We start from the raw sequence: 18,858 nt of genomic DNA on the forward strand, positions 1-18,858 counted from the left end.
ATCTATTTAGCCGAGTGTTACATCCCATGCTCTAGGACCGTCGTAGCTCAATCCTAAATAGAATGTGACCAGCGCGTTTTCATCTTTTCCTGCGTGTATGTCAGATTTTGCGGGAACAAAAAATGCTTCTATCCCACCGCTAATTTCGATGAGTCCTTTTTGTGGTCCGTCAATGGTTTTAATTCGGCCTGAAACTCGTCTCAGTAAGTCAGTTGATTCGAAGAATTCTCCTTTCCAATCACCAAGTTGGCTCTGATGAATAAGACCCTGGATGCCATTTTTTTCTCCGATCCACTCAAAGCTCCGTGTGCGATCACGCCTGAACCTAGTTAAAGATCGACATTCCTCTAATGCTCTTTCCGTATCGATTACGGCTTGAGAAGAACCTTGCAAAATCCGTAAGAAATGTATCGTATATAAGTAGAACGCTGAGTCTAGTGTGCCGGTGTTTACCTTCCAATATCCTACTTTTTCAGTAAGCGCGTCCAGTGAAGGCGGGCTCGCTGAGTAGCGGACAGCCCTCAGCCAAAGGCGAAGACTAGTCGAGTCGTTGGAGTTTTCCTCAAGGTTTTCTTCGAGTAAGGTCTTGACTCGGTTAATCTCTTTGGATGATAGGTTTTCCCATCTTCCTTGATATTTTCGCAATATGGTCCATACGATCTGTCGGCGAACTGGAGGCTTTGATATTTCAGGTCTAGATAATAAGTTGTCCCAACCTTGCAGGGATTTACTGAAGTCGCCATGCAGCCTTGATAGCTTAGCTTGGCAGTCTAATGCATATCTGCTTGGTTCTTCGCCGGCATATAAATACTGGAGTCTATCAAGGATGTCCTCAGCTCGATCAAGCGCCTCTCTAAGATATGGGTGGCTTGATGCGCTTGTTATGCTTGATATTTTTGCTCTGTCAACTAACTCAAGAAGAAGCTGGATCTCGCCTATGTATCCGTGCTCCAGTTCTGGGGCAATATCTCTGGTGCGTTCAAATGACGAACTGGAGTCTATTGATAACTCTACTAACTCATCTATAGATGCTCCGCGCTCTGCGAAGCTCTTCATTTTTTGTCTCAGAACCATGCCACGCATGTGATGGAGAACATGATCATCATTTTGCAGCGAAATGGCATAGTCGATTTCATGAATGGATTGGTCAAAATCACCTTTAGCCCCAAGGAAACGTCCTAAGTGAGCGTGCATATGTGCTTCCATGGGGAAGCATTCAGTGAGATGACGAAGGACCTCCACTCGACCGGCATCCGATGGGATGTCATCTATGAGTTGCGAGAAGCCCCTAGATCCTGAGCGCTCTGTGCCTAACACTTCGACGTTGTCTCGATAAATGAACACTCTTCTAGCCAATTCCAACAAAATATCGCTGGGGGTGTCGCCGTCACCACTGCATAAGTCCGCTAGGTCTTTACTCCATTTGGATAGATTTTGGCGCCATATGCCTTCTTGAGTTCCACCCTGAGGGGGCGATAGCATTAGCCTCATAACCTCAAGTGATATAAGCGGGTGGCTTGTTCTCCAGTGGCCTGGTTGTGCTTCGATTAGCAAGTCTAGTGTTTTCTGATTCTCACCGGTGAATATGCTTCTGATATCGACGGGCTTTGATTGTGGTAGCCCGAGTGATTTTGCGAATGCATGGGCAGGTACTGCTTGTTGCCCGTAATAGTTAGCTATTGCCAAAAATCCTAGTATCTTGCTTTGCTCTGGATTGAGATGCTCTATGCGAATAGAAACGTACGGGGTCAATCCTCTAAAGTCTTTTTCGAAAGCTGTTAGGCCAAAGAAGAATGCTGTTCTTTCTCGCTCATTTCTGCTTGATGCTAGCCTTTGGATTTCAGTCGATCTTGTTGGGGCAGCCCTGATGTACGCTGACTTGAAGCGGTCTGACTCTTGGTTGCTCAGCTGATCATTTAGCCAAAAACGGCGCTTTGCAGGTTGCTGCGAGTTGAAACGTCGTAGCACTTGCAGTAAAACCGCAGGGGTTTGCGAAGCCTTGAGATAGCCGTACAACTCGTCTATGTCCCTCTCCGAGTGTTGGCCGCCGTCAATTACTACCAATATGGTGCATTCAGTAAGAGCTGATAGTTTGGCTATTTTTTCTGAGGTTTCACGGGCGGCTGAAGTTTTAAGGATGCATGTGGGATAGATGCGATGAAGATCCCAGGCGATTCGGCGACCTATCGTAGAGCCTCCTCCACCTGGTGCGTGGTAGAGATTTATTCGCACCGTCTGTCTCCGACGTAGATCGTCTTCGACTTGAGCCCTGATCTGCGGCAAACAATCGCGATCACAATCGTGGTGGAGGTTCAAATCTCTCCAAGAAACATCTGCGCCACGACGAAAGTTTTCAGGTTCGTCTTCACCTGACATACCTGTATTGCGATGAAGGATTTCAAGATCTTCGCACAGCCAAAGTTGATCAGGCAAACTTAGTTCAATTAACGCCCCGCTTGGTGTGTCGAGCACAAACCTTTCATCATTTTGAGAGTTTTCTTTGTCTGCAAAGTGAACTGCTAAACTGGACGAAAGGCTCCTCCTACTCATTTTGATGAAGGTCGCTCCTGCATCGTCACTTATGCTCTCCAAGCCTGCTTTATCATTCGAGACAAATACCGTTTCAAGAAACTCCCCGAAAGCACCGCTCATGTCCTCGAGAATCGTGCGTAGGTGCTTCTTGAGCTCAGTATCCTCCCAAATGACTACTGCAATTACCGGGGTGGGTGACACTGCAGAAGCAATACTTTGCAGTTGTCTACTTATCTCCGTTTTGTACTGCTTTAACCAACCTCTGTGATCGGCGTTGGAAATTGTTTCATTCCTGCCTTGAATGCCTCTTGCAAAAAACCAATGTAATCCGGGCTCAGGTCTTATTACGTAGTCTCCCCGGACGGCCCGATGTACTGTTCTGTTCTTTTCAAGAACTCCAGAGCATATTTTCAAGAGCCCATCAATATCGCTGAGTGGATCAAAGTCAATAACTGCGCGCCATGGTGCGGCACCTATAGCGTGTGCAATTCCTGCAAGTTTTTCATCGGTCCTGTCGGTTATTAATATATATGCAGTGGTCGGTGAGAAATTTCTAACTGCCTCTAGGAATGGCCTCCAGTTATCAGTCGGTAAGGATGGCGACATATGATTTTCACCATTCTGAAACCATCTGACTATCATTGAGATCTCATCGCCTACAGCGCGTTCGCTAGTAGTTCCGCGCCTAAAATAAATAGCGCCAGCTTGAAGTCCATCAAAGTCTTTGATAGGGGTGAACGGTCCTCTGTCGTCCAGCAGTATCTCAATGGCTCCGATATTTTTGCCATCTAAATTAAATGGGGTGTAGGTGAAGCGCGGAATAGGCTGAGCTCTGTCGGTGCCGAAGGATGTTTGGAACTGTTGATCATCTAAGTGGCGTTCAAGCCCAATTATTTCACTTCCGTTTTCTGCCGTCCAGGAAACGCCAAGTATCAGAACTGCGCTGCGATCTCGCGGAGTGTTGGCCATCGCCAATATATCTTTGATTAATTCATTTCTAGATTGGGCTGACTTCAAATCGCCATAAGCATCTCTTTTGAAATCAAGCCAGTCTCTTTCGCCGTAACTCAGATATTCGCGTAATGTCAACTCGTCCATCAGTGCAGTCCTTGGTCGCAGAGCTCAATTGGCATTTTAGATTGTCTTTTATACCATCTCTCCCTCATGGGAGCTGGGCTGATGGCATGCGGAGCGATCATCTCGGTATCGACGCTATCTCCTTATGATGGCATTTGTCCATCATCTTAGGGCTTGCTAATGGCGAGAAGAGCCTCGTCACTTCGGGGGGGCCTAGCAAGGCTCGGCAAGGCTGTGTAGGGCCTGCGTGGAAGCGTGGCGAAGCAGCGTACGCGTCCGGCGAACTCACCTTCCGTAAGTCGGACCGGCACGCACTGATGCGGCAGCAGTTGCTCATTCTCACTGGCCCGTTGCGTCGGCATGCGCGTTAGCACATCTTTGAGATAGGCGTACGGATCATTTCCATTCATGCGCGCCGATTGGATCAGGCTCGTAATCGCAGCTGTCCATTTAGGCCCAGACATAGGCACGGTGGTTTTTCTTCTCGCCTGGCGCAAGCATCTGCTCCGGTGTTTCATCGGCGTGAGTCACGCCTTGGTTTAACACCAAATCCCGCACTGCATCGACCAGCGGCCGCAGTTGCACGCCGGTTTGACCGACCTACTGGACCAAGGACGAGCGAGCAATTGCCACCCCGGCGCGGTTGCCGATCGTTTCCCGGGAAGTGGTGTAACTCATCATGGTTCTGGCCACTGAGTTCGCCGTTTAGTTGATCACGGCCGACAGCTTGGCTTGAGGATTATCGCTGACCGCCCCGAAAGCCTCCAATTGCATGTAGCGTCTTTGCAGGCTCGTCGTTCTGCTCCAGCAGCATCGCCCCTACCAGCCGTGTGATTGCAGGATCGTTGGGAAAGATGCCCACGACGTTGGTGCGGCGTTTGATCTCCGTGTTGAGCCGCTCCAGTGGATTGGTGCTGTGCAAATGCTGTCGATGCGCTTTGGGAAACGCCATCTGTGCCAACACTTCATCCTCGCAGCCGTCCATAAGCGTTGCGATCTTGGGGTACTTTTCGCGCAGTTGGTCAGCAACTAAGCGCCATTGTTGATGGCATTCGGCACGGCTATCCTGTGCGCAGCAGCGCAGCCACCATGGTGCGCTGACCTTTGCCGACGTAGGCCATGGCGTTGCGCATCAAGTGGACGCGGCAGCGCTGCCAGGTCGCGTTGAAGACCTTGGAAACAGCGGCCTTGAGCCCTTCGTGGGCGTCAGACATGACCAGCTTCACGCCACGCAGGCTGCGTCGAGTAAGGCTTCGCAGGAAGTCTGTCCAGAACGGCTCAGCTTCGGAAGGTACAACCCGCATACCCAATACGTCGCGCCCGCCGTTAGTGTTCACGGCCACGGCAATTATCACGGCGACCGAGACGATGCGCCCGGCTTCCCGCACCTTGACGTAAGTGGCGTCGATCCACCGGTAAGGCCAGTCGCCTTCCAGAGGGCGAATAAGGAAGGCGTGGACATGTTCATCGATCTCGCCGGCCAGCTATCTCCTTAATGCTGGAGTTCGGAAGGTGAGTTCGCCGAACACTGACGCAGCGGCCAACATTGAGTACAGCGGTCTGGTAACACCGTTACACGATCAGCAAACGTAGTTTCATCTGCTACTAGACCTACCGGTTTTAGTAAATTCCCTTTAAAAACAATCAGTTGCTTTGTTTGTGACACTGTTACACCTGAAACACTCTCAAACCCCGGCCCCGGCCTGAGTGGAGCCTCCAGCGATCCGACCTGGGTTGAGACGACTTAGTGTCTGGGTACAAGTCCGCCCAAAAGCCGCATGCTTTGTCGATTAAGTGCTTTAGGGTTTACGCTTAAAGGATACCCGAGCGCTGTCTTTTTTTACGACGGCCTGATTCATTGTAGGCGCTGATTGAGTGCCGGCTATGTAGCCTATGCACATATTCTCAATCGTCAGGGTTGGCCAGGGACCCTGGCGATTTAGACTGGATACGGGGCAGGAAACCCGCGGCTTTTTGTTAGCGGCTGCGTCGCCAGCTTAGTGAACTGGTGAACCAGGTGAACACGAGTGAACTGTGCATCATCTTGGACACTGGACGTATCGGGCATTGATGTGTTCATTTTCGTCTAGCTACCACAGGTGTCGCGGGATGCCTGGGCGTTGATCGGAAAATGATTGCAAGGAGAGGTAATGGAGTCTGCGAGGGATAGGGTGACGTTGGAGCCCGTAGATGCTGAAGATCTGTGGCTTTTGGTGGAGGTCGATAAGCACGGCTACATCTGTCGGGGATGCGATCTGACGGTGTATCCGGCGTCCTATCTAAAGTCGAATTTGCAGCGCCCACATTTTCGAACACCTCGCGGCCAGCAGCATCTGCAGGGCTGCGACATCGAGGGTGAGGAAAAAACTGTCGCGAGTGGGAGAAAAGGCTCTGTTCGGAACGAGCTACAGACAAGTCCTGGTTTGTCGCCCGCGAGGTTGGTACTTCGGAATGAACGGCCCATTGTTGACCCCACGGCCGAACCTTCACCATCAGGGGGGACCCGAACCGCACGGCCTGGCTCTTCAGGAAACGGAGAGGCCCGGCCTCAAGGGCGTAGATCCGCGCAAAGCATCCGACGCATCTGCCGTGCTTTCATCAACTTTCCGTACGACCGGGCGCTTTCCCTGGAGGTACCGGGAGTCGATGTCACGACTTACCAGCTCGTGTTCAAAAAGCTCCGAGGGAAGGGGATAGAGGTAATGCCATCCCTGAGAATCTTCTATGGGGAACTCAGCTGGGGTCGGGCTGAAGCTAACGAGGACAACCTTCTGATTACTCTCTCTGCGGGGGAGTGGGGGAAGGAGGCTAACAAGTACGTGCGCCCATACACGGTCCAAGTGTCTTGGGCAGCTTGGTCCAAGGCAAAGCGCACCACGGTCACTACCGAACTGGATGTCGTTCGCCAAGAGGGCATAGATGCCAAGAAAAGCGGTAGCAAGGATCGGCCCTACGTTTTCTTCCTCGGGCGCCAGGACGAAGAAGACCCTTCAGTTTTCCATGTGGACGATCATCGTTTGATTTGTGGGCTGCTGGCCACAATCACGTATCCAACAAACGACTAGTTTGGGTACTTTTCTTTTTTGGGATACGTTTAGGGATACGCGCTGGCATTGATGGCGGCTTTTTCCAGTAAATACAGGGCCAAGCAGCCATCATTCGATTCCTGTCTCCGCACTGTTCACCTCTGTCCAATTCAGCTTCATATGGTGAGGCTGGACCTGCCTCGTGACAGGCCCACTGCCCATTCTCTACGATGTAGGCAATTTCCCGCAGCATCCATTGCCTTTTCCCAGTCGTCCTAAGCTTGCATTAGCAGTCCCCAAGGAATAAATTCCCTCCGTCGCGGCCAATTCCGCGACCGGGTTTGGCGACCCGACCGAAAAAGGCGCAACGGCGCCCCGATCACGATTGCAGGCGCTTTTTTTGTGTCCGCTGTCCGTGTAATGGCGGCTGTGCGTGGGAGACCTTCGGGTCTGCCGGGTTCCTTTTCCTCGGTTCGCCAACCTGCGTACAGCTGCCACCCTATTCGTTTGGCGACGATGGTGTGGTGCTTTAACCGAAAAGGACCTCATGCATGCTCATCGCAAATCTGTACAGGATCCTCGCATCCGCTCTCCGCCGCCCCACCCGTGCGGCCACCCCATCCCCAACCTTCTACCCAATCGACAGCCAGTCCCTCGCCGACCGCGCCAACCGCGAGGTGTCCCATGACTGACCGTGACCGCATGTCTACCCTGCAAAGCTACGTCTGGACCCTAGAACTGCTAGGCGAGGCGCTGGTCCAGCATGACGAGGTGCTCGAGTGCGAGCACAACCCGCAACTGAGCTTTCGCAACACGGCGGGTATTCACCAGGCGATCCGGATCATCAGCCGCTTGGCCAGCGAGCAGTTCGGCAAGCTGGAGGTGATGAAAGAAGAGGGTGGTTCTACAGGCTGATGCTGCGCATCATCGGGGCCGCTTTGCGGCCCTATTGCGGGGCGTGTCCTGCGCGGACTCCACTTGAACCATCGCGTCTTGCAAGAGCGTGCCCGGTCGGCAACGCATTGCTCGCCCGGTGTTCCATCACCCCCGAACCAGCGCCTACCAGAACCACCCACCCCGAGCCAGTTCCTGCTCACAACTCCGATACTGCGCCCCAAACACCGAAGCTCGCGCCTGAACCTTCTGCGACACGTTCTTCAGCCACGGCTTGGCGTCGTAGCTGCGGTTGCGGTAGCCGCCCCAGCCTTCGTGGTAATTCAGGTACTGGCCATAGGCGTCCCACTTGGACACGCCATTCACCCGCTGGCTCTTCTGCATGTACCAGCCCATGAAGTCGAGGGCGTCGGCGAAGTCGTCGCGGGCGGCGCCCCAGCCGCCGGCTTCGCGCTTGTAGTCGGCCCAGGTCTCGTCCTTGGCCTGGGCGTAGCCGTAGGCGGTGCTCACCCGGCCCCAGGGGATGAAGCCGAGGAAGTAATAGCGCGGCGGCAGGGCGTCGTGCTTGAACGAGGACTCCTGGTACATCATCGCCATCGGCACCTGCACCGGGGCGCCCCAGCGCGCCTGCATCTTCAACGCCGCCTCGTGCCATTTCGGCTTCTCGCGGAAGATCTCGCAGAGGTTGTCGGGGTTGGCGGGAGGCTTGGTGGCACAGCCGGCTACAGCCAGGAGCAGGGCCGGCAGGGTGAGCCGAAGCATGGAGGGGTTTTCCTTGTGCGGACGTCGGGGTCGCAGGGCGCTGACGCTTTATACATTCTTTTGAGATGCAGATGAATCAGCGGGCGATCACACGATGCCGAGCTTTTGCTCTGCCCTGCAGTGAAAAGCCTACAGGAGCAATACTCTTCATACGCGACGCTCAGGTAGCCGTTCTATATCACCCCGACAGATGCGACCATGCCGCGAAAGTGGCTGCTCGGCTGCAGGGTGTCTCCAAGGTGCGTCCGCTTGGGGCGGGAGGCCCAAGTGGCGGAGCTTCGAATGGGTGCGCACCGTAGCAATCGCGGCAGTTGGCCAACTTTATGAACCTTGCTAATGATTGTTAAAAGGTTTCAACGGCATCGATCTGCCGTGGCCTTTGAGCGGCGGTTCATCATCGCTGCGTCGGCTGACGGTCATCGTGGTGTTGGCGCGGCAGCCGGGCATGACGCTCTGCCAATGCCATCAGGCGCGGCACAAGGCCGCCCCGGCAGGTGGGGCGGCATAGGCACGCTCAGCGCCCGGTCGCTTGCTCGATGAGCAACTGCCAGTTGCGCGCCTCTTGCCAGTCGGCGGCAAAGGGCAGCTGAAGCCAGTAGGGATGCTGGCCAGCGCTCTGCAACTGCACGTGCAGGGTGAAGGTGCGCACGGTGTTGTGGGTGGTGGTCGAAGTGGAGCGGGACTTGCCGCCGCCGATCATGCCGAAATGGTTGTTGAACGCGTAGACGTTGCGCCAGCCGTGCTTGGTGGTGGTCTTGGTAGTGCTGCGGGTGACAGCCTGTTCGTCCACGCGCACTTGCTTGACCACCCGTGGCGCATCCATCAATGCGTGGCACTCGCCGGTTTCCGGGGCCAGCACATACAGCGCGTGGCTGTCGGGGAACACCGCCAGCATGCGCCCGCCGCGGCACACCCAGCGGTATGGCCCCAGGGCCTGGCTGGCCAGGAATGCCTTGCCATGCTCCATGCGCGCCGCATCGAGTGTGCGCCAGGCCTTGTCCAGCGCGCGTTGGCGGGGGTACCACAGTACCGACACCGGGTAGTACAGCAGCCACAACAGGCACCAGAGCAACACGGCATAGATCGGCCCGCCGATGTAATGGCCCTGCCAGATCCACTTGAGCATCAGATAGGCGCAGTAGGCGGCTTGCACGCCCATGAATGCCAGGGTGACCTGGCGCCGGCGCTGGTGCAGGCTGGCCTCGGCCTGCCGCACCTGTTCAAGGGCGCGGCTGAGCGGCTCGGGTGTGGCGGTAAGGAGGGTATCGGCGGCGGTAACGTGTTGCTGAACTGACATAAGGCATCCTGCGCATGAAGGCTACGCGCCACTCTGGGCGCGACGGGCCGGGAGTATACCTTGGGTAAAACGCAGGGTTCGAGCCGGGAGCGGGCGAGGAATGCCAGTACTTCGTTTGCTGCTCGGTCAGTGATTTTTCCGACGGACAATGCGCATGGCTATAGGCGTATTACTCGTTGAACTCCGCAGCGACGTCGGGCTGCCGGGAGGGCGATTTCGAGGTGGCCGCTTCGAACCACACCGGCCACGAACTGCGCTGCCGGTTCTCCACCTGCACACAGGGAATCAGCCGCTCACGCAGCACCTCGGTCCTGCCCACGCTCACCGCCAGCCGGTACTTGGCGCTGTGCACGCATTCCCGATCGCCAAACTCGCAACGGTCCAGGCGGGTGCCGCCGCACGGCCCGTTGGCCAGCCCCTTGGGGCAGGTCTCGGGGCAGATATACAGCGTGTCCTCCAGCCGGCAACTGCCACAGGTATCGCAGCCCACCATCGGCCGTTTGATACGCCGCTCCAGCTGATGCAGCCACTGCGCCGCCGTGGGGTTGGCCCACAGTGGCCGGGTCACGGCCCAGCCGAAGGCCTTGCTCAAGGCGGTGGTGCGGCTGAACAGCTGGTGGTGCATCGCCGACAGCAGGTGATAGCGAACCTTTTCCTTGTTGGAGGCGGTGATCTGCCGCTGCCCAAGGCGCCAGGCGTGCCCGGGTGGATGGAAGGTGACCGGCTCAAGGTCCGCTTCCTGCCAGGCCGCTTCCCAGGCCGGGGTCCAGTCTTCCAGTGAGGTGAACTGCGGTTGCAGCGCGCTGATGGCCTGCTCCAGCGCTTCGAACTGCGCCACTTCATGGATGCCGGACAAGTGCACGCCGGCATAACCCATCAATTTCAGGCCGATCACCTGCAAGGCCAGGCGCTGGTTGGCGCGCTGCTTGGCGTAGGTCTTGGAAACCGCAGCCTCGGCGGCCAGCAGTGCGCGCATCGATGGCGTGACGGTCACCCCGGCGACATGCTCGAGCATCCCGGCACGGCCTTCGGTCAGCGCCATGATGCAGGCCATCAGCGGCTTGGGGCGGGGCTGGCGCTGCATCCAGTCGAAGGCTTCCTGGTGTTTGTCGATATCGAAACCCAGCTGCAGGATGAACAGGTCGGCCCCGGCGGCGAGTTTCTTTTCGGCCTTGCAGTACTGCGCGCCGCCTTCGGCCTCCTGGTACTTGAACGGGTTGAGCGCGGCGGCCAGCAGCCAGTGCGGGCGGGCCTGGCGAACGATCTGCAGGGCGGCGACGGATTCGAGGTAGCGCACCGGGCGCTCGCCCGGGATGTGGCCGGGCAGGCGGTCGCCGGTGAGCAGCAGGAGTTGGTCGAGGCCGGCGGCGTCCATGCGTTGCAATTGGGCGAGCAGGTCGCGGCGTTCGCGGTCCTTGCCTGAAAAGTGCAGCAGCGCGGGCACGGGCTCGGCCAGGCTATTGAAGGCGTCCAGCGGCGACATGTCCAGGGCGCTGCAGACGCGGTCGCCGATGGCCACGGTCAGCGGCCAGCCGCACAGCTGGGTGCGGGCCATGAGGGTGTCGAGGGTGGCGAAACGCTCGGCGCCGGGCTTGGGCACGAACTCCAGGATACAGGCGAAGGCGTTGGCGTCCAGGGTCGTTTTCAGCAGGCTCATGGGGTGCGGGCTACCGGGTTGGGGCAGGGTGGCAGTGTGCGACAGGTGGGCGGCTGGGGCATGTCTGATTGCGCGGGGGAGTATGTTGATTGAGACATTTGGGATGCCTGGGCCGACGGCATGGCTAAGGCACTATGAACAAATCTTGAGTTCATCTCAAATTTAATGAGTTTGTCTCACATTAAACCGCAGCCCAGAATTGCCCTCATTCATTTTAAAAAGATCGAGGGACCACGACATGGCACTGGCACACAACCTGGGTTTCCCACGTATCGGCCGCGACCGTGAGTTGAAGAAAGCCCAGGAAGCGTTCTGGAAGGGCGAGCTGAACGAAGCCGGCTTGCGCGCCGTGGGCCGTGAGCTGCGTGCCACTCACTGGCAGGTGCAGAAGGACGCCGGCATCGACCTGCTGCCGGTCGGTGACTTCGCCTGGTACGACCAGGTGCTGACCCACTCGCTGACCTTTGGCGTGATCCCCGAGCGCTTCCGTGCCAAGGACGCTGCCAAGCCGACCCTGCAGACCCTGTTCGCCATGGCCCGAGGCGCCGTGGCGACGGACCGAAGCGATAGCTGCTGCGGTGGTGCCCACGCCCAGGAGATGACCAAGTGGTTCGACACCAACTACCACTACCTGGTCCCCGAGTTCAGCGCCGACCAGCAATTCGCCCTGAGCTGGGAGCAGCTGTTCGAGGAGGTCGAGGAGGCCAGGGCCCTGGGCCATGCGGTCAAGCCGGTGGTGATCGGCCCGCTGACCTACCTGTGGCTGGGCAAGGCCAAGGGCGCCGACTTCGACAAGCTCGACCTGCTCGACCGCCTGCTGCCGCTGTATGACCAGATCTTCAACCGCCTGGCGGTGCAGGGCGTGGAGTGGGTGCAGATCGACGAGCCGATCCTCGCCCTCGACCTGCCGCAGGACTGGAAGAACGCCTACGAGCGGGTCTACAACATCCTCCAGCGCGCGCCGCTGAAAAAACTGATCGCCACCTACTTCGGCGGCCTCGAAGACAACCTCGGCCTGGCCGCCAACCTGCCGGTCGATGGCCTGCACATCGACCTGGTGCGTGCCCCGGACCAGTACCCGACCATCCTCGACCGCCTGCCGGCCTACAAGGTGCTGTCGCTGGGCGTGGTCAACGGCCGCAACGTCTGGCGCTGCGACCTGGACAAGGCGCTGGAGGTGCTGTGCCATGCCCATGAGCGCCTGGGCGACCGCCTGTGGGTGGCGCCGTCGTGCTCGCTGCTGCACAGCCCGGTGGACCTGGCCCGTGAAGACCAGCTCGATGACGAACTGAAAAGCTGGCTGGCGTTCGCCGTACAGAAGTGCCAGGAAGTGGCGGTGCTGGCCAAGGCACTGAACCAGCCCGAGGCCGACGCGGTGCTGGCGGCGCTGGCGCAGAGCCGCGCCGTGCAGCACAGCCGCGCCACCTCGCCACGGATTCACAAGCCGGCGGTGCAGGCCCGTGTCGCCGCGATCAAGCCAACCGACAGCCAGCGCGCCAGCGCTTTCGAGCAGCGCATCGCCAAGCAGCGCGCCGGGCTCAACCTGCCGGCGTTTCCGACCACCACCATCGGGTCGTTCCCGCAGACCGCGGCCATCCGCCTGGCGCGCCAGGCGTTCAAGCAGGGCAAGCTGACCGAGGCCGACTACATCGAGGCCATGCACAGCGAGATCCGTCATGCGGTGCAGATCCAGGAGAACCTCGGCCTGGACGTACTGGTGCACGGCGAGGCCGAGCGCAACGACATGGTCGAGTACTTCGCCGAACAGCTGGACGGCTACGCGTTCACCCGGTTCGGCTGGGTGCAGAGCTACGGTTCGCGCTGCGTGAAGCCAGCGGTGATCTTCGGTGACCTGAGCCGCCCGAAGGCGATGACCTTGGCCTGGATCACCTACGCCCAGGGCCTGACCCGCAAGGTGATGAAGGGCATGCTGACGGGCCCGGTGACCATGCTGATGTGGTCGTTCCCGCGCGAGGACGTGAGCCGCGAGGTGCAGGCACGCCAGCTGGCGCTGGTCATTCGTGACGAAGTGGTTGATCTGGAAGCCGCCGGCATCAAGATCGTGCAGATCGACGAAGCCGCTTTCCGCGAGGGCCTGCCGCTGCGTCGCAGCGCCTGGCCGAGCTACCTGGAATGGGCCACCGAGGCGTTCCGCCTGTGTGCCTCGGGCGTGCGGGACGAGACGCAGATCCACACCCATATGTGCTACAGCGAGTTCAACGATGTGATCGAGTCGATCGCGGCGATGGATGCGGATGTGATCACCATCGAAACCTCGCGCTCCGACATGGAGTTGCTGGAGGCGTTCGAGCGTTTCGCCTACCCGAACGAGATCGGCCCGGGGGTGTACGACATCCACTCGCCGCGGGTGCCGAGCAAGGAGGAGATGGTCAAGCTGCTGCGCAAGGCCGCCCAGCGGATCCCGGCTGACCGGTTGTGGGTGAACCCGGATTGCGGCTTGAAGACCCGTGGCTGGCCGGAGACCGAGGCAGCTTTGGTGAACATGGTCGCCGCTGCCCGCGAGTTGCGCGCTTCGGCCTGATCCCATCGCGGGGCCCGCGCATGTTCCCCGGACTTCGGCTAGAGTGCCCGGACATCCCTGCCGAAGCCCTGCCATGAAGCCCATCCACCTCACCCTGATCTGCCACGCCCGCACCGCGGCGCAAAGGGTGGGGCGTTTCGCTCTGGATAGTGAGCCGTTGCTGGAGTTGCCCTCGCTTGTGCCTGAACCGGCGGTGCGCTACCTCAGCGCACCGGAGCTGCGCGCCCGGCAGACGGCCGAGGGCCTGAGGGCGACGGTTGATGAGGGGCTGCGCGACTGCGACTTGGGCACCTGGAAAGGTCAGCCGCTCAAGCATCTGGATGAGGCCGCGTTGCAGGCGTGGCTGAGTGACCCCCATGCCACGCCTCACGGTGGCGAATCGCTGGCCGCCCTGTGCGAGCGTGTTGCCCGTTGGATGGACAGCGCCCTGGGCGAGGGCGAATGGACCGCCGTCACCCACCCCTTCGTCATCCGCGCCGCAATGCTGCATGCGCTGGGCGCGCCTCTGCAATCCTTCCACCGCATAGATGTGCAGCCCCTGGCCAATGTGCGTTTCAGCCATTACGGTCAGTGGCGGGTGCGACTGGGCTGAGCATTGTGGGGCCGCTCCGCGCCCCATTCGCCGGCAAGCCGGCTCCCACAGGGATGGCACTTGGCGTGAGAGCAGAGCGGTCGGGGTGGGAGCCGGCTTGCCGGCGAAAGGGGCGCGAAGCGGCCCCGACGACATCAGCTTGAATGATCGGCTCGTACCAAACTCGGCACAACACGAACGTAGGCCAACTCGCTGACCAACTCCACCAGCGTCTGGGTAATCACCGCCGCTGCCGCCAACGCCCGGATCGACTCAGGCAGCGCCAACGCCAGCGGCAGCACCACCAGCGAATTACGCGTGGCGGCGCTGAAGGTCACCGCCCGGGCCTCGCCTGTGGACAACTTGAACAGCCGCGCCGCAAACCACCCAAGCAGCGGCGCCAGCAAAGCGAAGCCGACATACACCGGCACCACCGGCAGCAGGTCGTCCAGCCGGCTGGCGACCACGCCGATCTGCGAGCCGATCACCGCGATCAGCACCAGGGCCATGGCCGGCACCGGCAGCCAGGCCCAGGCATCGTTCCACTTCGAAATCAGCGCAGAGCGCCGCGCCCCGGCGCTGGTGGCGACGGCCAGCAGCAGGGGCAGCGCGATCAGCAGCACGAAGGCTTCGACGAATGGCGCCACGGAAATCTCCACATGGCCGGCGCCACCCAGCATCAACGCCAGGTACAGCGGCAGCAGCGCCAGTTGCACCAGCAACAGCACCGGCGTGGCGGCCAGGGTCAGGCGCGCGTCGCCCTTGCCGAGGTGGGTGAACACCACCACATAGTCGATGCACGGTGTCAGCAGCACCAGCAGGGCGCCGACCAGCACGGCGGGGTGCTCGACCAGCCCGCGGGTTCCAGCCCAGACCAGCAGCGGCACCAGCACGAAGTTGGCCAGCAGCAGCGCGCCCATGAAGCGCCGATTGCCAAGCCCCGCGCGCAGGTCGAGGAACGGGATCTGCAGGAACATCGCGTACATCAGCACGGCGATGGCCGGGGTCACCAGCGCTTCGAGCGCGCCGGCGACGCCGGGTGCGAGCAGGCCGAGCACGGCGGCCAGCGCTACGGCGATGAAGTAGAGGGGGATCTGGTTTTGCTCGAGTTGCGCTCTGTCCACGGGCGGCCTGGCATTTCCGACTGGATTACTGGGACAGGCAGGGTACTATCCGGCGCAGTCCATAGGGAGTGATTCGATGAGAATTCTGGTGGTCGGTGCAAGCAAGGGATTGGGCCAGGCGCTGGTGCAGGGCCTGGGTGGGCATGGCGATACGCTGATCGGTGTGTCGCGCAGCAGGCCTGTGGCGTTGCCGGGCGCGGCGCAGTGGATCGAGGCCGACCTCGGCCAGCCGCGCCAGGCCGCGGCGATCATCCATGAGGCGGTGGCAGACGGTGGGCTGGACGTGCTGGTGTACAACGTCGGCATCTGGGAGGCGCGGGCCTTCGAGGAAGGCTACAGCTTCCTCGATGATGACGAGGCGCAGATCGAGCGCATGGTCGACACCAACATCACCGCGCCGCTGCTGCTGATCAAGCGCCTGCTGCCGCTGCTGCTGCAGAGTGCCCGACCACGGATCATCCTCACCGGTTCCACCTCCGGCCTGCCGGGCAGTGGTCGCCCGGAGGTGACCTTCGGCGCCAGCAAGTTCGGCTTGCGCGGCATCGCCGAAAGCCTGCGCGAAGGTTTCCGCGAACAGGGCCTGGGGGTGAGTTGCCTGAACCTGGGCTACCTGAACACCGAGGATGGCCTGGACGTGCCGCTGGCCGAGGCCGAACGGCGGGGCGAGGGCGCGCTGATCCCGCTGCACGATGTGGTGCAGGTGTGCCGGATGATGCTGAGCCTGTCGTCGGCCAGCTATGTGCGCGACATCACCTTGCCGGCGCTGCGCGACGAGCGCTTCTGAGCTGCGAGGGCGCGCACTGATGCTGAAAAGGCCCGACAGGAGAACCCGTCGGGCCTGGGCGAAGGTCTCAGCTGACCAGACAGATCGCCCGCAGTTTTGAGCCTTCGCGCACTTGCGTGGTGGTATCGCCGAGCCATTGCTGGGTATCGGTCTTCTGCTGTTTGGAGAACACGTCTTTGACGTTGTTCCAGCTTTCCACCGACAGCTGGTAGATCGCCTGGGACAAGGTGTAAGACGATTGGAAGGTGATGGTGCCCTTGTGACTGGACGCCTTGATGGTGAATTCGCTGGCGTACAGCATGAAGTTCACCGAGCCGCTGTCGCCGGTTTGCAGGATGTTCTGGTTGAAGTTCGACTGGCGCTCGGTCTGCTCGGAATAGGACAGTGCCGCATTCACCAGGCTGCTCAGGGACTGTTTGATCTGCTCGACATCCTGGTTCTTCAGGCCGATGAAGCCTTTGACGAATGAGTCGACCAGCGCGTTGGCGTCATGGCTTTTTTGCTGGATCTGCGTGACTTGCGCTGCCAGCAGGGAAAGGAACGGGATTTCCGCGATCTGCTGGGTGAAGGCGATGAAGTGCTCACGGTCACCGGCGGACTTCGGCTTCTGGTCGGTCGGCTGGTCCAGTGGGTTGTAGCCGGAGCGTCGGCGGGCAATGTCGATGGCCGTCTGCAGGCCTTCGTAGATGCTCACTGGTGCGCTGCCGGGGCTGACGTTGGCGTCCGCATCCTTGGCATAGCTGCCGGTCGCCGTGCCCTTGGCCGGGCTGAAGAAGGGGTTGATGGCATCCGCGCCGCTGCGCATGGATTGGCCAGTCGCCGTGAGCAGTTGGCGGTTGTAGTCCTGCGCGAAAATGTTGCCGCGCAGCGCGGTGGATTTTGCATTCGCCTTGGTTTCCGTCAGCCAGGCGTGGGCACTTTCTTTTTCCGATGGAATTGCTCCTGGAGCGTGCATGTCAAATCCCTTTAGCAGATTTATTTATAGGGTCGATTGCGTTTGAACTTAAGCAGTTCAGGGAGTGCCTGACACAGGTTAGAGGGCGCCTTGAAAGTGTCAAAGTGCTGTTTTGTTGGCAGTCGGAAAGTAGGGGGCGCTGGCGAGAGTATTCGAATTAATGGCGCAGCTGCTTATCGTGAGGGGTTAAGTTGATGAGACGTTAAGTGTTCATTTGAATATGTTTGTTTCTTTTATGAGCTCTTTAAAGCTGCACTATTAATTACAACTAGTGCTTCTGGATGGCGATTGTTCAGGGTGGGCAACAGGTCTTCGGGGCCGCTTCTGCGGTCCATCGCCAGCGGGCCGGCTCCCACCGCAACAGCGCATGGCTATTGGGCAGTGCGAACGGGGTGGGAGTCGGCTTGCCGACGATGGGCTGCAAAGCAGCCCCAAAAGCCGTCAGGTCAGCGCTCTATTGCCAGGGCCACACCTTGGCCGCCGCCGATGCATAGCGTCGCCAACCCTTTCTTCGCATCGCGCTTGATCATCTCGTGCAGCAGGGTCACCAGCACCCGGCAGCCCGACGCGCCGATCGGGTGGCCCAGGGCAATGGCGCCGCCATTGACGTTGACCTTCGCCGCATCCCATTCCAGCTGCTTGCCCACGGCCAGCGCCTGGGCGGCGAAGGCTTCGTTGGCTTCGATCAGGTCCAGGTCGGCGAGCTGCCAGCCGGCCTTGTCCAGGCAGCGCTGGGTTGCCGACACCGGGCCGATGCCCATGATCGCCGGGTCCACGCCCGCGCTGGCGTAGGCGGCGACCTTGGCCAGTACCGGAAGGCCCAGGGCCTTGGCCTTGGCGGCGCTCATCAGCAGCACGGCGGCGGCGCCGTCGTTGAGGCTGGAGGCGTTGCCGGCGGTGACGCTACCGTCCTTCTTGAACGCGGCGCGCAGTTTGCCCAGGGACTCGGCGGTGGTGCCGGGGCGTGGCTGCTCGTCGGTGTCGAACACCAGCGGCTCGCCTTTTTTCTGCGGGATGTGGATCGGGGTGATCTCGGCCTTGAAGCGGCCGGCCTCGATGGCGGCCACGGCCTTGCGCTGCGACTCGGCGGCGAAGGCATCCTGCTCCTCGCGGGTCAGGCCGTACTTGTCCACCAGGTTCTCGGCGGTGATGCCCATGTGGTAATCGTTGAAGGCATCCCACAGGCCGTCGCTGATCATGCTGTCGACCAGCTGGCCGTGGCCCATGCGCTGGCCGGTGCGTGCCGAGGGCATCACATAGGGCGCCAGGCTCATGCTCTCCTGGCCACCGGCGATCACCACCTCGGCATCGCCGCAGCGGATGGCCTGGGCGGCCAGGTGCAGGGCCTTGAGGCCCGAGCCGCAGACCTTGTTCAGGGTCAGGGCAGGTACTTCGTAGGGCAGGCCGGCCTTCACGGCGGCCTGGCGGGCGGGGTTCTGACCGGCGCCGGCGGTGAGCACCTGGCCGAGGATCACTTCGTCGACCTGGGCCGGGTCCAGCTGGGTCTGGGCCAACAGCTGGCGGATCACCGCGGCGCCCAGTTCCACGGCGGACACGTTGGCCAGGGCCCCCTGGAAGCTGCCGATGGCAGTGCGGGTGGCGGCGACGATGACGACTTCGTTCATTGTTGTTCTCCA

12 protein-coding genes and 3 pseudogenes are annotated in these 18,858 nt (G+C 59.9%); 5 read left to right on the forward strand and 10 right to left on the reverse strand.

Annotated elements, in window-relative coordinates:
- Positions 1-6 precede the first annotated feature (6 nt).
- The 4 genes and pseudogenes from DFS21_RS07370 to DFS21_RS07380 form a co-directional block, all read right to left on the reverse strand.
- Entirely contained in the window at positions 7-3,630 is a 3,624-nt protein-coding gene (locus DFS21_RS07370) for an ATP-binding protein (RefSeq protein WP_111532055.1), read from the reverse strand.
- 281 nt (positions 3,631-3,911) lie between these two features.
- Positions 3,912-4,061 (reverse strand): annotated as a pseudogene (locus DFS21_RS27215) (transposase domain-containing protein); the annotation flags it as partial.
- A gap of 1 nt (position 4,062) precedes the next feature.
- Positions 4,063-4,269, reverse strand: a pseudogene (locus DFS21_RS27220) (transposase); the annotation flags it as partial.
- Positions 4,270-4,314: 45 nt separating this feature from the next.
- Positions 4,315-5,093: pseudogene (locus DFS21_RS07380) on the reverse strand (IS256 family transposase); the annotation flags it as partial.
- A 2,093-nt stretch (positions 5,094-7,186) separates the two neighbouring features.
- Here DFS21_RS07380 and DFS21_RS26610 point away from each other — a divergent pair.
- Together DFS21_RS26610 and DFS21_RS07390 are read left to right on the forward strand one after the other, a co-directional pair.
- Positions 7,187-7,327 (forward strand): hypothetical protein, encoded by a 141-nt coding sequence (locus tag DFS21_RS26610; protein ID WP_158539546.1) that lies wholly within the window; start codon positions 7,187-7,189, stop codon positions 7,325-7,327.
- Positions 7,320-7,550: a hypothetical protein gene (locus DFS21_RS07390; protein WP_111532057.1), complete on the forward strand. Its 231-nt coding sequence runs from the start codon at positions 7,320-7,322 to the stop codon at positions 7,548-7,550. Before DFS21_RS26610 ends, DFS21_RS07390 begins: the two co-directional genes overlap by 8 nt.
- Positions 7,551-7,694: 144 nt before the next feature.
- On the opposite strand, the gene DFS21_RS07395 is transcribed toward DFS21_RS07390, so the two are convergent.
- From DFS21_RS07395 to DFS21_RS07405, 3 genes are all read right to left on the reverse strand, one after another.
- Positions 7,695-8,291, reverse strand: a complete 597-nt coding sequence (locus DFS21_RS07395) for a hypothetical protein (protein ID WP_111532058.1) — start codon at positions 8,289-8,291, stop codon at positions 7,695-7,697.
- Between the two features lie 514 nt (positions 8,292-8,805).
- Complete coding sequence (locus DFS21_RS07400) at positions 8,806-9,588, reverse strand: hypothetical protein (RefSeq protein ID WP_111532059.1); 783 nt, start codon at positions 9,586-9,588, stop codon at positions 8,806-8,808.
- A 169-nt stretch (positions 9,589-9,757) separates the two neighbouring features.
- Complete coding sequence (locus tag DFS21_RS07405) at positions 9,758-11,245, reverse strand: methylenetetrahydrofolate reductase C-terminal domain-containing protein (RefSeq protein ID WP_111532060.1); 1,488 nt, start codon at positions 11,243-11,245, stop codon at positions 9,758-9,760.
- A 238-nt stretch (positions 11,246-11,483) separates the two neighbouring features.
- Here DFS21_RS07405 and metE point away from each other — a divergent pair, with 238 nt between their 5' ends.
- Together metE and DFS21_RS07415 are read left to right on the forward strand one after the other, a co-directional pair.
- Positions 11,484-13,787, forward strand: coding sequence for a 5-methyltetrahydropteroyltriglutamate--homocysteine S-methyltransferase (gene metE / locus DFS21_RS07410; protein WP_111532061.1), 2,304 nt, complete (start codon positions 11,484-11,486; stop codon positions 13,785-13,787).
- Between the two features lie 73 nt (positions 13,788-13,860).
- On the forward strand, positions 13,861-14,379 hold the full coding sequence (locus tag DFS21_RS07415; RefSeq protein ID WP_111532062.1) for a histidine phosphatase family protein: 519 nt from the start codon (positions 13,861-13,863) through the stop codon (positions 14,377-14,379).
- Between the two features lie 134 nt (positions 14,380-14,513).
- Here the strand turns inward: DFS21_RS07415 and DFS21_RS07420 are convergent, their stop codons facing one another.
- Positions 14,514-15,482, reverse strand: a complete 969-nt coding sequence (locus DFS21_RS07420; RefSeq protein ID WP_111532063.1) for a bile acid:sodium symporter — start codon at positions 15,480-15,482, stop codon at positions 14,514-14,516.
- Positions 15,483-15,558: 76 nt separating this feature from the next.
- Between DFS21_RS07420 and DFS21_RS07425 the strand changes: the two genes are divergently transcribed.
- Positions 15,559-16,266 carry an SDR family oxidoreductase gene (locus DFS21_RS07425; RefSeq protein WP_111532064.1) on the forward strand — a complete coding sequence of 236 codons (708 nt, stop codon included), beginning with the start codon at positions 15,559-15,561 and terminating at the stop codon, positions 16,264-16,266.
- 67 nt (positions 16,267-16,333) lie between these two features.
- Here DFS21_RS07425 and DFS21_RS07430 read toward each other — a convergent pair whose 3' ends face one another.
- Positions 16,334-17,221 carry a hypothetical protein gene (locus tag DFS21_RS07430; protein ID WP_023631032.1) on the reverse strand — a complete coding sequence of 296 codons (888 nt, stop codon included), beginning with the start codon at positions 17,219-17,221 and terminating at the stop codon, positions 16,334-16,336.
- 446 nt (positions 17,222-17,667) lie between these two features.
- A complete protein-coding gene (locus tag DFS21_RS07435; protein WP_111532065.1) occupies positions 17,668-18,846 on the reverse strand; it encodes an acetyl-CoA C-acetyltransferase in 1,179 nt (392 codons plus the stop codon).
- Between the last annotated feature and the right edge of the window lie 12 nt (positions 18,847-18,858).

The sequence above is a fragment of the Pseudomonas sp. 2848 genome, assembly GCF_003253945.1.
Classification (GTDB): Bacteria; Pseudomonadota; Gammaproteobacteria; order Pseudomonadales; family Pseudomonadaceae; genus Aquipseudomonas.